General features: G+C 70.1%; 18 protein-coding genes, 1 tRNA gene and 1 riboswitch. Of the genes, 8 read left to right on the top strand and 11 right to left on the bottom strand.

Going from position 1 to position 17,746, the window contains the following annotated elements; genetic code table 11:
• Positions 1–88: 88 nt before the first annotated feature.
• Both AC07CM_RS08875 and AC07CM_RS08870 read right to left on the bottom strand, forming a co-directional pair.
• A complete protein-coding gene (locus AC07CM_RS08875) occupies positions 89–1,354 on the bottom strand; it encodes a PTS transporter subunit EIIC (RefSeq protein WP_478875637.1) in 1,266 nt (421 codons plus the stop codon).
• Between the two features lie 240 nt (positions 1,355–1,594).
• Positions 1,595–2,893, bottom strand: a complete 1,299-nt coding sequence (locus AC07CM_RS08870) for a PTS transporter subunit EIIC (protein WP_478875636.1) — start codon at positions 2,891–2,893, stop codon at positions 1,595–1,597.
• Positions 2,894–3,080: 187 nt separating this feature from the next.
• On the opposite strand from AC07CM_RS08870, the gene AC07CM_RS08865 reads away from it, so the two are divergent.
• The 3 genes from AC07CM_RS08865 (at position 3,081) to AC07CM_RS08855 (ending at position 4,674) form a co-directional block, all read left to right on the top strand.
• Positions 3,081–3,314: a PTS sugar transporter subunit IIB gene (locus AC07CM_RS08865; RefSeq protein WP_030782705.1), complete on the top strand. Its 234-nt coding sequence runs from the start codon at positions 3,081–3,083 to the stop codon at positions 3,312–3,314.
• Positions 3,315–3,415: 101 nt separating this feature from the next.
• A complete protein-coding gene (gene rph, locus AC07CM_RS08860; protein WP_478875635.1) occupies positions 3,416–4,153 on the top strand; it encodes a ribonuclease PH in 738 nt (245 codons plus the stop codon).
• Between the two features lie 125 nt (positions 4,154–4,278).
• Entirely contained in the window at positions 4,279–4,674 is a 396-nt protein-coding gene (locus tag AC07CM_RS08855) for a hypothetical protein (RefSeq protein ID WP_478875634.1), read from the top strand.
• 36 nt (positions 4,675–4,710) lie between these two features.
• On the opposite strand, the gene AC07CM_RS08850 is transcribed toward AC07CM_RS08855, so the two are convergent.
• Genes AC07CM_RS08850 through AC07CM_RS08835 form a run of 4 tightly spaced genes read right to left on the bottom strand, consistent with a single transcriptional unit; the run spans position 4,711 to position 8,055 of the window.
• Positions 4,711–5,463, bottom strand: a complete 753-nt coding sequence (locus tag AC07CM_RS08850; RefSeq protein WP_478875633.1) for a DUF1707 SHOCT-like domain-containing protein — start codon at positions 5,461–5,463, stop codon at positions 4,711–4,713.
• Between the two features lie 9 nt (positions 5,464–5,472).
• Entirely contained in the window at positions 5,473–6,435 is a 963-nt protein-coding gene (locus AC07CM_RS08845; RefSeq protein WP_478875632.1) for an ABC transporter ATP-binding protein, read from the bottom strand.
• Between the two features lie 2 nt (positions 6,436–6,437).
• The gene (locus AC07CM_RS08840) at positions 6,438–7,262 is read right to left on the bottom strand and encodes an ABC transporter permease (protein WP_478875631.1); all 825 of its coding nucleotides are present in this window, start codon (positions 7,260–7,262) and stop codon (positions 6,438–6,440) included.
• The gene (locus AC07CM_RS08835; protein WP_478875630.1) at positions 7,255–8,055 is read right to left on the bottom strand and encodes an ABC transporter permease; all 801 of its coding nucleotides are present in this window, start codon (positions 8,053–8,055) and stop codon (positions 7,255–7,257) included. Before AC07CM_RS08835 ends, AC07CM_RS08840 begins: the two co-directional genes overlap by 8 nt.
• Before the next feature lie 1,296 nt (positions 8,056–9,351).
• Between AC07CM_RS08835 and AC07CM_RS08830 the strand changes: the two genes are divergently transcribed.
• On the top strand, positions 9,352–12,129 hold the full coding sequence (locus AC07CM_RS08830) for a transglycosylase domain-containing protein (RefSeq protein WP_478875629.1): 2,778 nt from the start codon (positions 9,352–9,354) through the stop codon (positions 12,127–12,129).
• Positions 12,130–12,136: 7 nt separating this feature from the next.
• On the opposite strand, the gene AC07CM_RS08825 is transcribed toward AC07CM_RS08830, so the two are convergent.
• The 3 genes from AC07CM_RS08825 to AC07CM_RS08815 all read right to left on the bottom strand — a co-directional run bounded on the left by AC07CM_RS08825 (position 12,137) and on the right by AC07CM_RS08815 (position 13,347).
• Positions 12,137–12,457, bottom strand: a complete 321-nt coding sequence (locus AC07CM_RS08825; protein WP_478875628.1) for a DMT family transporter — start codon at positions 12,455–12,457, stop codon at positions 12,137–12,139.
• Positions 12,458–12,494: 37 nt separating this feature from the next.
• Positions 12,495–12,565, bottom strand: a riboswitch (guanidine-III (ykkC-III) riboswitch).
• 56 nt (positions 12,566–12,621) lie between these two features.
• Entirely contained in the window at positions 12,622–12,924 is a 303-nt protein-coding gene (locus tag AC07CM_RS08820; RefSeq protein ID WP_478875751.1) for a GroES family chaperonin, read from the bottom strand.
• A gap of 93 nt (positions 12,925–13,017) precedes the next feature.
• A complete protein-coding gene (locus AC07CM_RS08815) occupies positions 13,018–13,347 on the bottom strand; it encodes a DUF3618 domain-containing protein (RefSeq protein ID WP_478875627.1) in 330 nt (109 codons plus the stop codon).
• Between the two features lie 93 nt (positions 13,348–13,440).
• Between AC07CM_RS08815 and bcp the strand changes: the two genes are divergently transcribed.
• From bcp to AC07CM_RS08795, 4 genes are all read left to right on the top strand, one after another.
• Complete coding sequence (gene bcp, locus AC07CM_RS08810) at positions 13,441–13,908, top strand: thioredoxin-dependent thiol peroxidase (protein WP_478875626.1); 468 nt, start codon at positions 13,441–13,443, stop codon at positions 13,906–13,908.
• Between the two features lie 139 nt (positions 13,909–14,047).
• Entirely contained in the window at positions 14,048–14,701 is a 654-nt protein-coding gene (locus AC07CM_RS08805; RefSeq protein ID WP_478875625.1) for an HNH endonuclease signature motif containing protein, read from the top strand.
• The gene (locus AC07CM_RS08800; RefSeq protein ID WP_478875624.1) at positions 14,698–15,351 is read left to right on the top strand and encodes an HNH endonuclease; all 654 of its coding nucleotides are present in this window, start codon (positions 14,698–14,700) and stop codon (positions 15,349–15,351) included. The genes AC07CM_RS08805 and AC07CM_RS08800 overlap by 4 nt, the downstream gene beginning before the upstream one ends.
• 25 nt (positions 15,352–15,376) lie before the next feature.
• Positions 15,377–15,449: transfer RNA gene (locus AC07CM_RS08795), tRNA-Leu, on the top strand.
• A gap of 55 nt (positions 15,450–15,504) precedes the next feature.
• On the opposite strand, the gene rdgB is transcribed toward AC07CM_RS08795, so the two are convergent.
• Together rdgB and AC07CM_RS08785 are read right to left on the bottom strand one after the other, a co-directional pair.
• Entirely contained in the window at positions 15,505–16,107 is a 603-nt protein-coding gene (gene rdgB, locus AC07CM_RS08790; protein ID WP_478875623.1) for an RdgB/HAM1 family non-canonical purine NTP pyrophosphatase, read from the bottom strand.
• Positions 16,108–16,153: 46 nt separating this feature from the next.
• A complete protein-coding gene (locus tag AC07CM_RS08785; RefSeq protein ID WP_478875622.1) occupies positions 16,154–17,707 on the bottom strand; it encodes an MFS transporter in 1,554 nt (517 codons plus the stop codon).
• Positions 17,708–17,746 lie beyond the last annotated feature (39 nt).

The following is a 17,746-nucleotide window of genomic DNA, read 5'->3' as shown; positions in this document are numbered from 1 at the left end:
TTTTACGGAATTCAGTTCGCGGGTACGCCGAATTCCCCGGCCGCGACACGGCCGGGGAATTCGGTGCTGGGTGAGCTTTCGGGCGGGCCTACTTGGCCTCGGCCTTCTGCAGTTCCGCCAGTTCCTCGTCGGACTCGCGGCCCGGCGTCGGGAGGTTGAACTTGATGATGGCGAAGCGGAAGACCGCGTAGTAGACGGCGCCGAAGCACAGGCCCACCAGCGCCAGGCCCCACGGGTTGCTCGCGATGCCCAGGTTCAGGAACCAGTCGATCGCGCCGGCCGAGAACCCGAAGCCGTCCCGCATGCCCAGCGACCAGGTCAGTGCCATGGAGATGCCGGTGAGGACCGCGTGGATGGCGTACAGGACCGGCGCGATGAACATGAAGGTGAACTCGATGGGCTCGGTGACGCCGGTGACGAAGGACGTCAGCGCGAGCGAGAACATCATGCCGCCGACGACCTTGCGGCGCTCCGGGCGGGCGCAGTGCACGATGGCGAGGCAGGCGGCCGGGAGACCGAACATCATGATCGGGAAGAAGCCGGTCATGAACTGGCCCGCGGTCGGGTCTCCGGCCAGGAAGCGCGCGATGTCGCCGCTCTTGCCGTGGTAGTCGCCCGCCTGCAGCCAGGGGAAGGAGTTCAGCAGGTGGTGCATGCCGATCGGGATCAGCGCGCGGTTGGCGACCCCGAAGATGCCCGCGCCGAGGGCGCCCGAACCCACCAGCCACTCACCGAAGTTGTGCAGACCGGCGCCGAGGACCGGCCAGATGTAGCCGAAGACGATGCCGATGACCAGGCCCGCGAGCGCCGACAGGATCGGCACCAGCCGGCGGCCGCCGAAGAAGCCGGCCCAGTCCGGCAGCTTGGTGCGGTAGAACCGCTGGTAGATCAGAGCGACGGCGAGGCCCATCACCACACCGCCGAGAACCTTGGCGTCTGCCGGGGCGTCGACCATGACGACCTTGCCGTCGACGGCCGTCGCGACCTTGGGCAGGTTCTTGTCGGTGAACGTACCGAGTACGTTCTTGAAGACCAGGTAGCCGACGACCCCGGCGAGCGCCGTCGAGCCGTCCGACTTCTTCGCGAAGCCGATCGCGATGCCCACCGCGAACAGCAGCGCCATGTTGTCGAGGATCGCGTTGCCGCCGGCCGCCATGAACGAGGCGATCTTCGTCAGGAACGCGGGGAAGGAGGGGCGCCCCAGCATGTCCGCGTTGCCGAGGCGCACCAGGAGGGCGGCGGCGGGCAGCACGGCCACCGGCAGCATCAGGCTGCGGCCGATGCGCTGCAGCACAGCCATCACCCCGGGGCCCTTCTTCTTCTCGGCCGCGGGAGCGGCGCTGACCGTGGTCACAAGTTCCTCCAGTGGGCAAGGCGCCGCCCGGGAACCATGGAAGGGGACGGCAGCGTCTCTGGTCTACACCACTCAGTGGTGTAGACCTGTTGTAGCACGATGAAGGCGGTATAAGGAACCCGTGAATCCGCTACCGCGGCGTTACGCGCAGTGCAGGCCGGGAGCGCTTCGCGGGCCGGCTTCGGGGGCATGCCGAAGGCCCCCGGAGCCGGTGGCCCGAGGGGTGGAATCGACGGCGGGTCAGACCTTGGTGACGTCCTCGACGTCCTCCTCCCGCTCGCGGCCCGGGGTCCTCAGGTCGAACCTGGTGATCGCGAAGCGGAAGATGACGTAGTAGACGGCCGCGAAGCACAGGCCGATCGGGATGATCGCCCACGGTCTCGTCGCCAGGTTCCAGTTGATGACGTAGTCGATCAGACCCGCCGAGAAGCTGAAGCCGTCGTGCACCCCGAGCCCCCAGGTCACCGCCATCGACACCCCTGTCAGCAGCGCGTGGACCACGTACAGCAGCGGCGCGATGAACATGAACGAGTACTCGATCGGCTCGGTGATGCCGGTCACGAACGACGTCAGCGCCACCGACAGCATCAGGCCGCCGACCTCCTTGCGGCGGTGCGGCTTGGCGCAGTGCGTCATGGCCAGCGCCGCGGCCGGCAGCGCGAACATCATGATCGGGAAGAAGCCCGAGGTGAACTGGCCCGCGTCCGGGTCGCCCGCCAGGAACATGTTGATGTCGCCGTGCACGGGCCTCCCGCCCGGCGGCGTGTAGGTGCCGAACTGGAACCAGATGGGCACGTTCAGGAACTGGTGCAGGCCGACGACGAGCAGCGCCCGGTTGGCGACGCCGAAGACGCCCGCGCCCCAGGACCCCACGTTCCGCAACCACTGGCTGAAGCTCTCCAGTGCGTCGCCGATCGGCGGCCAGATCCACAGGCACACGGCGGCGAAGCCGATGGCGACGAACGCCATGATGATCGGCACGAGTCGCCGGCCGTTGAAGAAGCCGAGCCAGTCCACCAGCCGGGTGCGGTGGAAACGGGCCCAGAAGAAGGCGGCCAGCAGGCCGAGGACGATGCCACCGAACACCCCCGGGTTCTGGAAGGTGAACGTCGTCACCGAGCCGTCCTGCACCTGGCAGCCGATGTCCGGGATCGTCTTCGAGCCCCCCGGGCACTTCTCGGGGAACTGGTGCAGCACGCCGTAGTAGACGAGGAAGCCGGCCACCGCCGCCAGAGCCGTCGAGCCGTCCGCCTTGCGTGCCATGCCGATCGCGACGCCCACGCAGAACAGCAGCGGAAGCCCGATCGAGCCGTCGAGCAGGGCACCGCCCGCCCCCTTCATCACCTTGGAGACGTCCGTCCAGCCCAGGCCGTCGTCCCCGAACACGTCCGGCTGCCCCAGCCGGTTGAGGATGCCCGCCGCCGGCAGGACCGCGATCGGCAGCTGAAGACTGCGCCCCATCTTCTGCAGGCCCTGGAACAGCCGGTTCCACCGCTCCCGCGCCGGACTGACTGTGGCCTCGGCGCTCTCCGCGCTCATCGGCGTCCTCCCTGAACCGCTGGATGCGGACGCGGTTTGGCGACCGTACCCACAGTGGTGTAGACCAGTCGGCGGACGGTTCCGCTGCCGTGATCGCCATCATTCGGCACGTACGGCATGACCGCTCGCGAAGATGGGCCAACTGTGGGTTACTGCGACAAAGCGGTTCGGATCAGGGAGAAGGAACATGGCCAGCAAGGCTGAGAAGATCGTCGCCGGCCTCGGCGGCATCGACAACATCGAGGAGATCGAGGGCTGCATCACCCGGCTGCGCACCGAGGTGTCCGACCCCTCGCTGGTCGACGAAGCCGCCCTGAAGGCCGCCGGCGCCCACGGCGTCGTCAAGATGGGAACCGCCATCCAGGTCGTCATCGGCACCGACGCCGACCCCATCGCCGCGGAGATCGAAGACATGATGTGAACCCGCCCGGCCACCCCGACCGTGGCCCAGCGGTTCACCGGTAAGGGGCTCTTCCCGCCGCGGGAGGAGCCCCTTCCGACACTCCGGATAGGCTCATTGCCATGTCTCGAATCGACGGCCGAACCCCCGAACAGCTCCGCCCCGTCACCATCGAACGCGGCTGGAGCAAGCACGCCGAGGGCTCCGTCCTCGTCTCCTTCGGCGACACCAAGGTGTTCTGCACCGCCTCCGTGACCGAAGGAGTCCCGCGCTGGCGCAAGGGCAGCGGCGAGGGCTGGGTCACCGCGGAGTACGCCATGCTGCCCCGCGCCACCAACACCCGCGGCGACCGCGAGTCCGTCAAGGGCAAGATCGGCGGCCGCACCCACGAGATCTCCCGCCTCATCGGCCGTTCCCTGCGTGCCGTCATCGACTACAAGGCGCTCGGCGAGAACACCATCGTCCTCGACTGCGACGTCCTCCAGGCAGACGGCGGCACCCGCACCGCCGCCATCACCGGCGCCTACGTCGCCCTCGCCGACGCCGTCGCCTGGGCCCAGGGCCGGAAGCTGATCAAGGCGGGCCGCCAGCCGCTCACCGGCACCGTCAGCGCGGTCTCCGTCGGCATCGTCGGCGGAGTGCCCCTGCTCGACCTCTGCTACGAGGAGGACGTGCGCGCAGAGACCGACATGAACGTCGTCTGCACCGGCGACGGCCGCTTCGTCGAGGTCCAGGGCACCGCCGAGGCCGAGCCCTTCGCCCGCGAGGAACTGAACGCCCTGCTCGACCTCGCCGTCACCGGCTGCACCGAACTGGCCACGATCCAGCGGGCCGCACTGGCCGCCACCCTCGCAAAGTAAAGCGCACACCAAAGATCCCGGCACGCGAGGGCAACTGACACACCCTTCCCGGCGTCCCTATGGGTACGGGCGCACGGCCCACCACCGTGCGCCCGGCCAGCCGCACCAGGGGAGGGAACATCACCATGGCCGTCAGCCGACGCCGACTCACCGCTGTCGCCGCCGTCGTGGCGACCGCCGCGCTCACCGCCGGCCTCACCACCGGCTGCGACGCCGTGAACAAGGCACTGGACTGCGTCCAGACCGCCGACTCCATCGCCGACAGCGTCACCGACCTCCAGCAGGCCGTGGAGAACGCGGCGAACGACCCCACCCAGGCCGACGCCGCCCTCGACTCCATCCAGAAGAACCTGAGGAAGATCGGCGACAGGACGGACGACGCCGACGTCAACGCGGCGGTCGACGACCTCGACAAGGCCGTCGACAACGTCCGCACGTCCATCAAGAACGGCGACCGCACCCCCGACGTCAGCCCCGTAACCGACGCGGCGGGCGAACTCACCAAGGTCTGCACGTCGTAACCGCCGGCGTCGGGAGCGGCCCGGCCGGGGGAGGGCTCAGTACTCCCCGTGCCTGCGCCGCTCCCGCTCGTGCTCCCGCTCTTCGCGACGGGCCTGGTGCAGCTCGTGCCGCGACTCCCGGCGCTCCAGCCGCTCCTGACGGCGCTGCTCCTTCAGCCGCTGCCGCTCGGCCCGGGTGACCTTGCGCTCCACACCCACCCCGCCCCAGAAGGCGAAGCCGCTGATCACCACCCGCGGCGCACCCGGCTCGGGCCGCGCGTCACCACCGGGGTGCTCGAAGCCGCCCATCACACCGATCCCGCGCACGACGACCTCGACGCCCGGCGGCACGATCACCTGCACCCCGCCCATGATCGCCACACAGTTGATCTCGACCTCGCGGTCGGCGAAGTCCGCCTCCCTGAGGTCGATCTCGCCGCCGCCCCAGAAGGCGAAGCAGCTGAACCGCCTGGGCACCGTCCAGTGCCCCTTGCGCTGGAAGCCGGACAGGACCGCGACCGCCCCCGTCGACGACCCCTCGCCGCCGACGATTCGCCCCGCCCAAGTCCCGCTCGGCTCCGGCTCCTTGGTGAAGGACACCGGAGCGGACGGCGCGTTCCCGGCCGCCGGAAGGTCACGGGTGATCGGTGTCAGCTCGGCGTACGTACGCGCCTTGTACGTCGCCTCCAGGCGCTCCTCGAACTCCTCCATGTCCAGGCGCCCCTCGGCGAGGGCGTCCCGCAGGACCTCGGTGATTCGTTCACGGTCGGCGTCGGATGCGCGGAGTTCCGGGACTGCGTCGTCAGTCATGGCAGAAGCCTACGAGACCGCCTTCTCTGCGTACATCTTCGCAATGACCGCCTCGATGTCGGGCTCCCGCACCGACAGGTCCACCAGCGGATACTCGGCCGCGATCGACGCCACCAGCGGCGCCGCCGACTGCCCCGCCGGGAACGCCAGCCACTGCCGCGGCCCCTCCACCCGCACCACCCGGCACAGCGGCACCTCGATCGGCGGCAACTCCCGCTCCAGATCCACCACCAGCGTCCGCTCACCCTCCCCGGCCTCGTGCAGCCCGGCGAGCGGACCGTCGTACATCAGCCGGCCGTGGTCGATCACCATCACCCGCGAGCACAACTGCTCGATGTCCTGCAGATCGTGCGTCGTCAGCAGCACGGTCGTGCCGCGCTCCGCGTTCAACTCCTTCAGGAAACCCCGCACCTTGGCCTTCGAGACGACGTCCAGACCGATCGTCGGCTCGTCCAGGTACAGCACCTCCGGATCGTGCAGCAGCGCCGCCGCGATGTCCCCGCGCATCCGCTGGCCCAGCGAAAGCTGCCGCACCGGAACATCCAACAGGTCTTCCAGCTCCAGCAGTTCGACGCAGCGGTCCAGGTTCTTCCGGTACCGGGCGTACGGGATCCGGTACATGAGATGCGCCAGCCGGTAGGAGTCGATCAGCGGCAGGTCCCACCACAGTGTCGTCCGCTGCCCGAACACCACCCCTATCCGGTGCGCCAGCCGCGTCCGCTCCCGCGACGGATCGATCCCCGCCACCCGCAGCCGGCCGGCGCTCGGCGTCAGGATGCCCGTCAGCATCTTGATCGTGGTCGACTTCCCGGCACCGTTCGGGCCGATGTAGCCGACCATCTCGCCGCGCGCCACGGTGAACGAGATCGAGTCCACCGCCCGCACCTGTCGCCGCTCCCGCTTCAGGAACCCGGTCCTCCTGCGCACGTCGAAGACCTTCTCGACCCGGTCCACCTCGATGAACGTCTCCACCGCTAACTCCCTGTACTCCGATAGGACCGAAGGCCCGCCCGCCAGGCCAGCCCCGCCGCCGCGCAGCACACCACCGCCACCAGCGGCGGCGCGAAGGCCGCCCACTCGGGCAGACCGCCCAGCGGATAGGGCCGCCCCAGCACATAGGCCGCCGGCACCCAGTTGACGAAGGCCAGCGGCAGCATGAACGTCACCCCGCGCACCAGCTCCTTGCCGAACACCGTCGGCGGGTACTGCAACAGCGTCTGACCGCCGTACGTGAACGCCGACTGCACCTCGGACGCGTCCTGCGCCACGAACTGGAACGCCGCCCCCGCCACGAACAGCGCCGAGAAGATCACCCCGCCGCAGACCAGCATCCCCGGCACCATCAGCACCCTGACCGGCGTCCAGGCGATGTCCGACGCGACCAGCGCGTACCCCAGCACCAGCGCCCCCTGGGCGACGCGGCCGACCCGGCGCAGCGCGAACCGGTCGGCGGCCACCTGCGCCAGCACGGGCGCGGGCCGCACCAGCAGGGTGTCGAGCGTGCCGTCACGCACCCGGGTGCCCAGCCGGCCCGCCGAGCCGATCGCCAGGTCCGCGATCCCGAACGAGCTCGCCGACAGGCCGTACAGGAACGCCACCTCGGGCAGCGACCAGCCACCGAGGGCGTCCACCCGCGAGAACATCAGCAGGATCGCGACGAAGTCGAGGCCGGTCACCACCAGACCGCCGAACGCGGTCATCGCGAAGGACACCCGGTAGGTCAGCGTGGAGCGGATCCACATCCCGGAGATCAGCCGGTAGGCGCGGAGCCCCTCGACCAGGGCGTTGCGCTCACCCACCCTGCACCACCACCCTCCGCGCCGCCGCCGTCTGCACCAGCCGCCCGGCCCCCAGCAGCACCACCGCCCACACCGCCTGGAAGACGAGGGCGGGCAACGGGGCGGCCGTCCCCATCAGCACATCCGCCGGCACCTGGACCTGCGCCGCCCAGGGCAGCGCCCGTACGACCTCGCCGAGCGCCCCGGGGAAGGCGTTCAGCGGCAGGGTCATCCCCGAACAGAAGATGCCGGTGACCATCAGCGCCTGCAGCGCCCCCGTGCCGTCCATCAGCCAGAACCCCGTAAGCGCCACCAGGTAGCGGATCCCGAAGCTGACGATCATCGCGAGGACGACGGTCACCAGGAAGGCCAGCCACGTCCCCGGGTCGGCCGGGAGCGCGGTGGGGAAGCAGAGCGCCCCGAAGGTGAACGGAATCACTCCACGCCCCAGCAGCTGGAACAGCGCCCGGCCCAAGTCGTTCGCCAGCCACCACAGTTGCAGGTCGGCCGGCCGGTAGAGATCGATCGCGACCTCACCCGTACGGATGCGTTCCATGAACTCGGTCTCGAAACCGCCCCCCTGGATCGCCAGCGTCGCGTACAGCGCCTGCCCCAGCCATACGAAGGTGACAGCCTGCGCCTGGTCATAGCCTCCGAGGTGCGGCTTCTCGTCCCACAGCGCCAGGTAGGTGTACACGAGGATCAGCCCGAAGACCGTGTTGGTGAAGACCCCTGCCGCAGTCGCCGCCCGATACGTCGCGTACCGTCTGAATCCCCCCGCCGCGACGGCCACGTACAACCGTCCCGCGCCCACGTCAGTCGACCTCCCTGGACAGCTCGACACCGAAGCGCAGGAGCCTAGTCCGGAGGCCCGGCACCCGGCCACGCATTTTCGTGGCCGAAGCGTGCCGGAATCCGGGAACGGAACGCCAGGTGCGAGAGTCTTCAAACAGGGGGCGCAGAAGGCGTACGAGGCGTACGGGAAACGTACGACGCGAAACAGGAGTCCGTGCACGAGATGAGCGACGAGCCGCAGCCGCAGCAGCAGGACAAGGGCGGGGCGCCAGGCAATCCGCTGCCGGCTGAAGGGCCCGGAGAGCCGGCGGACCGCAAGCACACACCCCCGGCCCCGGACGATGCCGAGCGAGCCGGCCAGGGGCCGGCCGAGGGGGCCAGGGGCGCCGGTACGGGGTCTGCCGAGGGAGCCGAAGGCGCGGAGACGGGGTCGGCGAGGTCGGCCGACGGAGCCGAGCAAGCCAGGCAGCGGTCGGCGGGGTCCGCCGAGGGGGCCAAGGGCGCCGGTAAGGGGTCCTCCGAGGAGGCCACGGGCGCCGACAAGGGTGCCGAGGCGTCCCCGGAGAAGCGGTCCCCGGAGGAGCGGCCGTCCCGGAACCCCTCGGTTCCGGCGGCCCGGACCGGCCGCCTGGACCAGGCACGCCGCGCGGCCCAGGCGGCCCGCGCGGGCCGCCCCGTTCCGGGTCCCCGCTCGACCGAACCGAACCTCGGGACCGGGGCTCCGGCCAGGGGAGAGGCGTCCGGCACTACGGGGGCCTCGGGCGGTGCGGCGGCCTCCGGTCGTTCGGGGGCCTCGGGTAGTGCGGCGGCCTCCGGCGGTACGGGGGCGTCCGGTGGTGCGGCGGCCTCCGGTCGTTCGGGGGCCTCGGGTAGTGCGGCGGCCTCCGGTCGTTCGGGGGCCTCGGGTAGTGCGGCGGCCTCCGGCGGTACGGGGGCGTCCGGTGGTGCGGCGGCCTCCGGTCGTTCGGGGGCCTCGGGTAGTGCGGCGGCCTCCGGCGGTTCGGGGGCCTCGGGCAGTGCGGGAGCCTCCGGCGGTACGGGGGCGTCCGGCAGTGCGGCGGCCCCCGGTCGTACGGGAGCCGAGGCTTCTGGTGGTTCCGGCAAGGGCGAGCCCCAGCGGCCCGGTGCGTCCCAGGGTTCCGGTCAGGGTCGGCGGTCCGGCGAATCCCAGCGCTCCGGCGAGTCCCAGCAGCCCGGCGAGCCCCGGCGCTCCGGCGACTCACGGCGTTCCGACGCCACCCAGGCCTCCCGCCGGCACGAGTCTTCCGGTGGGGCCAAGGCCTCCGAGGCGTCCCAGTCGGCCGAGAGTACGCAGGTGCTTCGGCGGATCAAGGCTTCTCCGGCAGACGGGTCCGGCAAGACGGGTGGCCCGGGGCGGCCAGACGCGGACGGCGGGACCGAACAGGCTCCCGAGAGCACCCAGGTACTCCGGCGCGTCAGCGCGCCCCGGCAGGGTGAGCCGGCACGGCCGGAGCAGGCCCCCAAGCCGTCTCCTTCCACCCCGACATCCAGGACTTCTCAGGCTTTCGGGTCATCTGCCGCGGTCGGCGCGGCCAAGTCGGCCGGCGCCGGAGCCGGTGCCGCAGCCGCGGCCGAGGCGGCACGGGCCGGACTCGCGGGCGCCGCCGCCCAGGCGACGTCCAAGGCCGCCGGGGCGGCGAGCCCCGCGGCTCCCGCGCCCCGCGCACCCCGCACCGGCTCCGCTTCCCGGACCGCCCCCGGCACCGACCCCGCCGATCCCACCGCCCTCACCCCCTCCGGAGGCGGCGGCAACGGCAAGAAGCCCAAGCGGCCCAAGCGGACCGGATGGCGGCGGCTCATCCCCACCTGGCGCATGGTGCTCGGCACCTTCCTGATCGGCATCCTGCTGATCATCGGCCTGTTCTTCATCGGCTACTCGATGGTGAACATCCCGCCCGCCAACGCCCTCGCCACCAAGCAGAGCAACGTCTACCTCTACGCCGACGGCTCCCAGCTCGCCCGCGACGGCCAGATCAACCGCGAGAACGTCACGCTCGCCCAGGTCTCCAAGGCCGCTCAGCACGCCGTACTGGCCGCCGAGGACCGCGACTTCTACACCGAGTCCGCCGTCGACCCCAAGGCCATGCTCCGCGCCGGCTGGAACACGGCCACCGGCAAGGGCAAGCAGTCCGGCTCCACCATCACCCAGCAGTACGTGAAGAACTACTACCTGGCCCAGGAACAGACCGTCACCCGCAAGGCCAAGGAGTTCTTCATCTCGATCAAGCTGGACCGCAACAAGAGCAAGAACCAGATCCTCGAGGGCTACCTCAACACCAGCTACTTCGGCCGCAGCGCCTACGGCATCCAGTCCGCCGCCCAGGCCTACTACGGCAAGGACGCCGCCGACCTCGACCCGGCCCGCGCCGCCTACCTCGCCGCCCTCGTCAACGCGCCGAGCGAGTACGACGTCGTGGCCCACCCCGAGAACAAGGCCTCAGCCGTCGCCCGCTGGAACTACGTCCTGGACGGCATGGTCACCAAGGGCTGGCTCAGCCAGTCCGAGCGCGCCCGCCTGAAGTTCCCCATGCCGAAGGAGCAGACCATCTCCACCGGCCTCTCCGGCCAGCGCGGCTACCTCGTCGAGGCCGTCAAGGACTACCTCACCGAGAACGACATCCTCACCAAGGAGCAGCTGGAGGGCGGCGGCTACCGCATCACCACCACGTTCCAGAAGGACAAGCAGAACGCCTTCGTCAAGGCCGTCGACGACCAGCTGATGTCCAAGCTGGACAAGAAGAACCGCAAGGTCGACAACTACGTCCGCGCCGGCGGCGCCTCCGTCGACCCAAAGACCGGCAAGGTCGTCGCCCTGTACGGCGGCATCGACTACGTGAAGCAGTACACCAACGGCGCCACCCGAGGCGACTTCCAGGTCGGCTCCACCTTCAAGCCCTTCGTGTTCACCTCGGCGGTCCAGAACAGCTCCACCACCCAGGACGGCCAGACCATCACCCCGAACACCACGTACGACGGCACCAACAGGCGCCCCGTACAGGGCTGGAGCGGCGGCGCCTACGCCCCCGCGAACGAGGACCAGAAGTCGTACGGCGACATCACCGTCCGCAAGGCCACCGACCTCTCGGTCAACTCCGTCTACGCTCAGATGGCCGTCGACGTCGGCCCCGCCAAGGTCAAGCAGACCGCCGTCGACCTCGGCATCCCCGCCGGCACCAAGGACCTCCAGCCCTACCCGTCCATCGCCCTCGGCACCGCCACCGCCAGCGTCCTCGACATGGCGGAGGGGTACGCCACGCTCGCCAACCACGGCAAGCACGGCACGTACACCATGATCGAGAAGATCACCAAGGACAGCACCCAGGAGGTCGAGCTGCCCGACCGGCAGACCAAGCAGGCCGTCAGCCGCGAGGCCGCCGACACCACCACCTCCGTCCTGCAGAGCGTGGTCGACAACGGCACCGCCACCGCCGCCCAGGCCGCAGGCCGCCCCGCGGCCGGCAAGACCGGCACCGCCGAGGAGGACACCGCCGCCTGGTTCGCGGGCTACACCCCCGACCTCGCCACCGTGGTCTCCGTCATGGGCCAGGACCCGGTCACGGCCGCGCACAAGTCGCTGTACTACGCCCTCGGCCAGCCCCGTATGAACGGCGGCGGCCCGCCCACCGACATCTGGGCCCAGTACACGCGCGACGCGCTCAAGGGCAAGCCGGTCACCGACTTCGACCTCCAGCTCCAGCAGGGCGCCGACGTGATCCAGCCCCCGAGCACCGAACCCTCCGACCAGCCCGGCACCGGAGGCCAGGACAACGGCGGCACCACCACCGACGGCGGCCAGGACAACGGCGGCAGCACCAGCACGCCCACCGGAACCCCCACCGACGGCGGCACCACCACCGGCACCACCACCGACGGCGGCACCACGACGGACGGCGGTACGACCACCGACGGTGGCGGCACGACCACCACGGGCGCCGACACCGGCGGCGGAACCACCGGCGGTGACACGGCGACCGGCGGCGGCACACCCGGCGGAACCACCGGCGGTGACACGGCGACCGGCGGCGGCACACCCGGCGGAACCACGGGCACCGACACAGGAGGACAACCCTAGGAACAGGTCAGTGACCGCTGGTCGCCTTCAGGCCCACGACGGCGACCAGCAGCAGACACACGAAGAAGATCCGGGCGGCGGTGACCGGCTCACCCAGCACCACCATGCCGAGCACCGCCGCCCCCGCCGCCCCGATGCCCACCCACACGCCGTAGGCGGTACCGATGGGCAGCGACTTGGCGGCATACGACAGCAACACCATGCTGGCGACGATCCCCGCACCGGTGAACACACTGGGCACGACCCGGCTGAACCCGTCGGTGTACTTCATCCCGATCGACCAGCCCACCTCGAGCAGACCGGCCACGATCAACAGAACCCAGGCCACGAGAAAGCACCTCCGAGACGACGAAAACCTGTTCTCCGGTGCGTCGTCTTTGCCTGCATCCCGGTACGGCGCGTCTCGTCGGGCTCCTTCGAACATAGCAAAAGCGCGCGAAAGGGGCTGGTGACCACTGCCACCAGCCCCTTTCGACCCTGGAACCAGAAGTGTCAGAGGTACAGGCCCGTCGAGTCCTCGGTCCCCTCGAACCGGTCCGCTGCCACCGCGTGCAGATCCCGCTCCCGCATGAGCACGTACGCCACGCCCCGCACCTCGACCTCGGCCCGGTCCTCCGGGTCGAACAGGACCCGGTCACCCGGCTCCACGGTCCGTACGTTCTGCCCGACCGCGACGACCTCGGCCCAGGCCAGCCGCCGCCCGACGGCCGCGGTCGCGGGAATCAGGATGCCGCCGCCCGACCGCCGCTCGCCCTCACCGGTCTCCTGACGCACGAGAACCCGGTCGTGCAGCATCCGGATGGGCAGCTTGTCGTGCTGAGGGTTGCTGTTTCTGTTGGCGCTCACGCCTCGAACCTACCTGCCTGTGACCCGCCCGTACGACCCCGGTCAGCGCTTGCGCCGCCGCGAGCCGAAGGCGACCAGCCCGACGACCCCGACCAGCACCAGCGCGACAGGCACGACCCGCTCCAGCCGCGGCGCGCCCTCCTCGTCCACGAACTGCGCCCGCACCTCACTCACCACGCGGTTGACCTGGACGTACGCACGTCCCACCGTGTGATCGATATTGGCGACGACCTTGGCCTTGGCGTCCCCGACGATCGTCTTCGGATGCACCCGCACCCCGATCTCGTCGAGCGTCTCGGCCAGCACTGCGCGGCGGGTCTTGATGTCCGCCTCGATCTGCGCCGGGGTTCTGGTGTCCGACGTGTCCGCCACCGTACGGCCTCCGAAGTCTCCTGATGCTGTTCCGGACAGTCTGTCAGCTCATGGTCGCACCGCGCCGCAAGGCCCCCCGGTTACGCTGGCCCGATGAGCGAGCGACTCCAGCCGGGGGACGTGGCCCCCGCCTTCACCCTCTCCGACGCCGACGGCAACCAGGTCTCCCTGTCGGACCACAAGGGCCGCAAGGTCATCGTCTACTTCTACCCCGCCGCCCTCACTCCAGGCTGCACCAAGCAGGCCTGCGACTTCACGGACAACCTGTCCCTCCTGGCGGGCGCCGGCTACGACGTCATCGGCATCTCCCCGGACAACCCGGAGAAGCTGGCGAAGTTCCGGGAGAAGGAGTCCCTGAAGATCACCCTGCTCGCCGACCCCGACAAGAAGGTCACCGAGTCCTACGCCGCCTACGGCGAGAAGAAGAACTACGGCAAGACCTACATGGGCGTCATCCGCTCCACGATCATCGTGGACGAGGAGGGCAAGGTCGAACGGGCCCTGTACAACGTCCGCGCCACGGGCCACGTAGCCAAGATCATCAAGGACCTCGGCATCTGAGAGTCCCCTTCCGACGGCGAGCGGCCCGCACCGGAACACTCCGGCGCGGGCCGCTTCCCCTTTCCGGGCGTGACTGTCCGACAACCGGTTCGTTAATCCGTACGCACTGCGAACGTGCAGCCGGAACGGAGGGCACTCGATGGGGGCCAGTGCATACACCAAGGAGCGGCTGGAGGAGGCGGCTCGTGGGGCACGGACGTTGTCGGAGGCGCTGGAGAGGTTGGGGGTGGATCCGAGGAGCTCGACGCGGCGGTACGTGCTCGGGCGGATGCGGAAGCTGGGAGTGGATGTGTCGAACTTCGAGCGGGAGGGGGTGAGGTGGACCCGGGAGGTCCTTGCAGAGGCTGTGGCTGCCTCCACGAACGTGTGCGAGGTGCTGCGGCGGCTCGGGCTGGAGGTCGTCGGCGGTCACCACACGCACATCAGCCGGCGGATCAAGGCATACGGGATCGACACCACGCACTTCCGCGTGCCGACACAGCGGGGGAAGCCGTGGAACGCCCGAACGCCGGAAGCCCTGCTCGTCGAGCAGTCGGTCGGCCACGCCCGGCGCATTCCGAGCGACCGCCTGAAGTGGGCCATGACCTCCACCGGCATCGCGGAGCGTTGTGCCTCCTGCGGCACGGGGCCGGTGTGGCGAGGCCGTCCGCTCCCTCTTGAGGTCGATCACATCGACGGGAACTGGCGCGACAACCGCATCGAGAACGTTCGGTTCCTCTGCCCCAACTGCCACTCCGTCACGGACAATTACCGCGGTCGGGGCAAAAGGCGTGCCAAGGGTGGCGCCGCATGAGCAACGGCGTTCAGTACACGCGTGAGCGGTTGGAAGAAGCCGCCGAGCGGTGCGCCGGCCTCGACGAGGTCATCGTCTACTTCGGTACTCGCCCGTACGGCAAGTTGCGTCGATACCTCGCACAGAGGTTCGCGCACTTCGGGATCGACATCTCCCACTTCTCCGAGTCGGGCAGGGTTGCCCGTCCCGGGCTCGAGGAGTTGCGTGTCGCGGTTACCGAGTCGATCTCCATCGCAGAGACGCTGCGTCGCCTGGGTCGCCCGGATACAGGTACTCAGCGCGCGCTGCTCTGCCAGTGGGCCGCTGAAGGGGGCATCTCTACTGGTCACTTCCTGGGGCAAGCGCACCAGCGAGGCAAGGCCCGTGCGGACTCTTCCAGGCGCCCCGAGGACGTGCTGGTCAAGCATGATGGCCGACGTCGGACGCGCACCCATCTCCTGCGCCGTGCGCTCCGGGAGTCGGGCGTACCGGGGAGGTGCGCCGAGTGCGGGGTCGGCTCCGAGTGGTTCGGGCAGCCGATGACGCTGGAGGTCGATCACATCAACGGTGACTGGAGCGACGACCGACTGGAGAATCTGCGATTGCTGTGCCCCAACTGCCACGCCGTCACAGGCACCTGGTGCAGAGGGGGTCGGCGCCGCAGCGAGTAGCCCAGTACAGTAGGGCGCGGTGTGAGCGCCCGTACGCCAACGGCCGAGCGGCGATCTTTAGGTGGTCGTGTTTGTCGGTTCGAATCCGACCGGGCGCACAGGCAAAAGGAACCCCGTACCTGCGATTCAAAGGTGCGGGGTTCCTTCACGCAGTCAGCCCAGCAGCTCCCGCACCACCGGCACCAGCGCCCGGAACGCCTTCCCCCGGTGGCTGATCGCGTTCTTCTCCTCGGGGCTCAGCTCGGCGCAGGTCCGCGTCTGCCCCTCCGGCTGGAGGATCGGGTCGTAGCCGAAGCCGTTCGTGCCCGCCGGGGCGTGCCGCAGGGTGCCCAGCAGTCGGCCCTCGACCACCCGCTCCGTGCCGTCCGGCAGGGCCAGGGCGGCGGCGCAGGCGAAGTGGGCGGCCCGGTGCTCCTCCGCGATGTCGGACAGCTGGGCGAGGAGCAGGTCAAGGTTGGCCTTGTCGTCGCCGTGCTTGCCCGCCCAGCGGGCGGAGAAGATGCCGGGGGCGCCGCCGAGGACGTCGACGCAGAGGCCGGAGTCGTCGGCGACGGCGGGCAGACCGGTGGCCCGGGCGAGGGCGTGGGCCTTCAGCAGGGCGTTCTCCGCGAACGTCACACCCGTCTCCTTGACGTCGGGGACGTCCGGGTAGGCATCCGTGCCGACGAGTTCGTGCGGCAGTCCTGCGTCGGCGAGGATGGCCCTCAGCTCGGTGATCTTTCCGGCGTTACGGGTGGCGAGGATCAAGCGGGTCATGGGGGCCAGTATCCCTGTCGGGCCCGGCCCCCGAGGACTCCGCCCCTCACGGCCTGCCGACGGCCGGTGGTGCCGTGGGTCCCTGCCTGCCGGGGGTCGATGCGCGGGCGCTCCTGGTCGCCGCCTTCGCCTTGCTCGCGGCGGCCGTCAGGGGGCGGGCGACGTCCTCCAGGGAGCGGCGTTCGGCGCGTACCGCGAGTGCCGCCGCGACGAGGCCCGCCGCGCACATCAGGGCCGCGCCGATCTGGAAGGCGAGGACGGTGTCGCCGACCTTGCCGGTGTTGGTGAGGTCGGCGAACAGCAGCGGGCCGCTGATGCCGCCGGCGGCGGTGCCGAGGGCGTAGAAGAAGGCGATGGACATGGCCCGGGTCTCCATCGGGAAGATCTCCGAGACGGTCAGGTAGGCGCTGGAGGCGCCGGCCGAGGCGAAGAAGAGGACCGCGCACCAGCAGGCGGTCAGCGTGCCCGCGCTCAGCGAGCCCCGGTCGAAGAGCCAGGCGGTGCCGAACAGCAGCAGGCCCGACAGGAGGTAGGTCGAGGAGATCATCACCCTGCGGCCGACGGTGTCGAAGAGCTTGCCGAGCAGCAGCGGGCCGCAGAAGTTGCCGACGGCGATGACCGCGAAGTAGTAGCCGGTGCGGTCGGCGGGCACGTCGAAGAACTTGGTGAGGATCGCGCCGAAGCCGAAGGTGATCGCGTTGTAGAGGAACGCCTGGCCGATGAAGAGGGAGAAGCCGAGGACGGCCCGCTTGCGGTAGTCGGCGAAGATCGTGCGGGCGATCTCGAGGAAGGTGATGCTCCTGCGCTGGTGGATCTCCAGCTCGCCCTCCGGTTCGGCGAGCGGCTCGCTCTTCTCCGTCTCGATCCGCCGTTCGATGCCGGAGACGATCTCCTCCGCCTCCTGGTCCCTGCCGTGGATCAGCAGCCAGCGGGGGCTTTCGGGGACGTGGCGTCGTACGAGCAGGATCACCAGCGCGAGGAGGGCGCCGAGGGCGAAGGTGAGGCGCCAGCCGAGGTTCGCGGGCAGCAGGCCGGTGTTGAGCGCGACGATGGAGAGCAGGGAGCCGCCGACCGCGCCCAGCCAGAAGCTGCCGTTGATGATCAGGTCGACCCGGCCGCGGTACTGGGCCGGGATCAGCTCGTCGATCGCGGAGTTGATCGCCGCGTACTCGCCGCCGATGCCGAATCCGGTCAGGAACCGGAAGAGGAAGAACCACCAGGGTGCGAAGGAGATCGAGGTCAGGGCGGTGGCCGCGAGGTACACGGCCAGGGTGATCATGAAGAGGTTCTTGCGGCCGAAGCGGTCGGTCAGCCGGCCCCAGAACAGGGCGCCGAAGCAGGCGCCCGCCACGTACAGCGCGGCGGCGGTGCCGGTGACCTGGCCGGAGGAGATGGCCAGGCCGCTGCCGGGCTCGGAGAGGCGGCCGGCGATGTTGCCGACGACGGTGACCTCGAGGCCGTCGAGGATCCACACGGTGCCCAGCCCGATCACGATCGTCCAGTGCCAGCGGGACCAGGGGAGACGGTCGAGTCGGGCGGGGATGTCGGTGGTGATGGTCCGGCCGGCGTTCGGCGACGGTGTCTCGGCTGCTGTGCTCATGGGCTCCCTCCTCGTCGAGGACGAGGAGACGGGTGCCCT

This window comes from Streptomyces sp. NPDC044061 (assembly GCF_056434305.1).
Note: the sequence above shows the minus strand (reverse complement) of the source record. Positions and strands in the feature narration are given on the sequence as shown.

Coding starts and splice junctions, on each gene's coding strand:
- AC07CM_RS08870 (WP_478875636.1), bottom strand. CDS start 2,893: ATGAGCGCGGAGAGCGCCGAGGCCACAGTCAGTCCGGCGCGGGAGCGG.
- AC07CM_RS08865 (WP_030782705.1), top strand. CDS start 3,081: ATGGCCAGCAAGGCTGAGAAGATCGTCGCCGGCCTCGGCGGCATCGAC.
- rph (WP_478875635.1), top strand. CDS start 3,416: ATGTCTCGAATCGACGGCCGAACCCCCGAACAGCTCCGCCCCGTCACC.
- AC07CM_RS08855 (WP_478875634.1), top strand. CDS start 4,279: ATGGCCGTCAGCCGACGCCGACTCACCGCTGTCGCCGCCGTCGTGGCG.
- AC07CM_RS08850 (WP_478875633.1), bottom strand. CDS start 5,463: ATGACTGACGACGCAGTCCCGGAACTCCGCGCATCCGACGCCGACCGT.
- AC07CM_RS08820 (WP_478875751.1), bottom strand. CDS start 12,924: ATGCTGCACGACCGGGTTCTCGTGCGTCAGGAGACCGGTGAGGGCGAG.
- bcp (WP_478875626.1), top strand. CDS start 13,441: ATGAGCGAGCGACTCCAGCCGGGGGACGTGGCCCCCGCCTTCACCCTC.
- AC07CM_RS08805 (WP_478875625.1), top strand. CDS start 14,048: ATGGGGGCCAGTGCATACACCAAGGAGCGGCTGGAGGAGGCGGCTCGT.
- AC07CM_RS08800 (WP_478875624.1), top strand. CDS start 14,698: ATGAGCAACGGCGTTCAGTACACGCGTGAGCGGTTGGAAGAAGCCGCC.
- rdgB (WP_478875623.1), bottom strand. CDS start 16,107: ATGACCCGCTTGATCCTCGCCACCCGTAACGCCGGAAAGATCACCGAG.
- AC07CM_RS08785 (WP_478875622.1), bottom strand. CDS start 17,707: ATGAGCACAGCAGCCGAGACACCGTCGCCGAACGCCGGCCGGACCATC.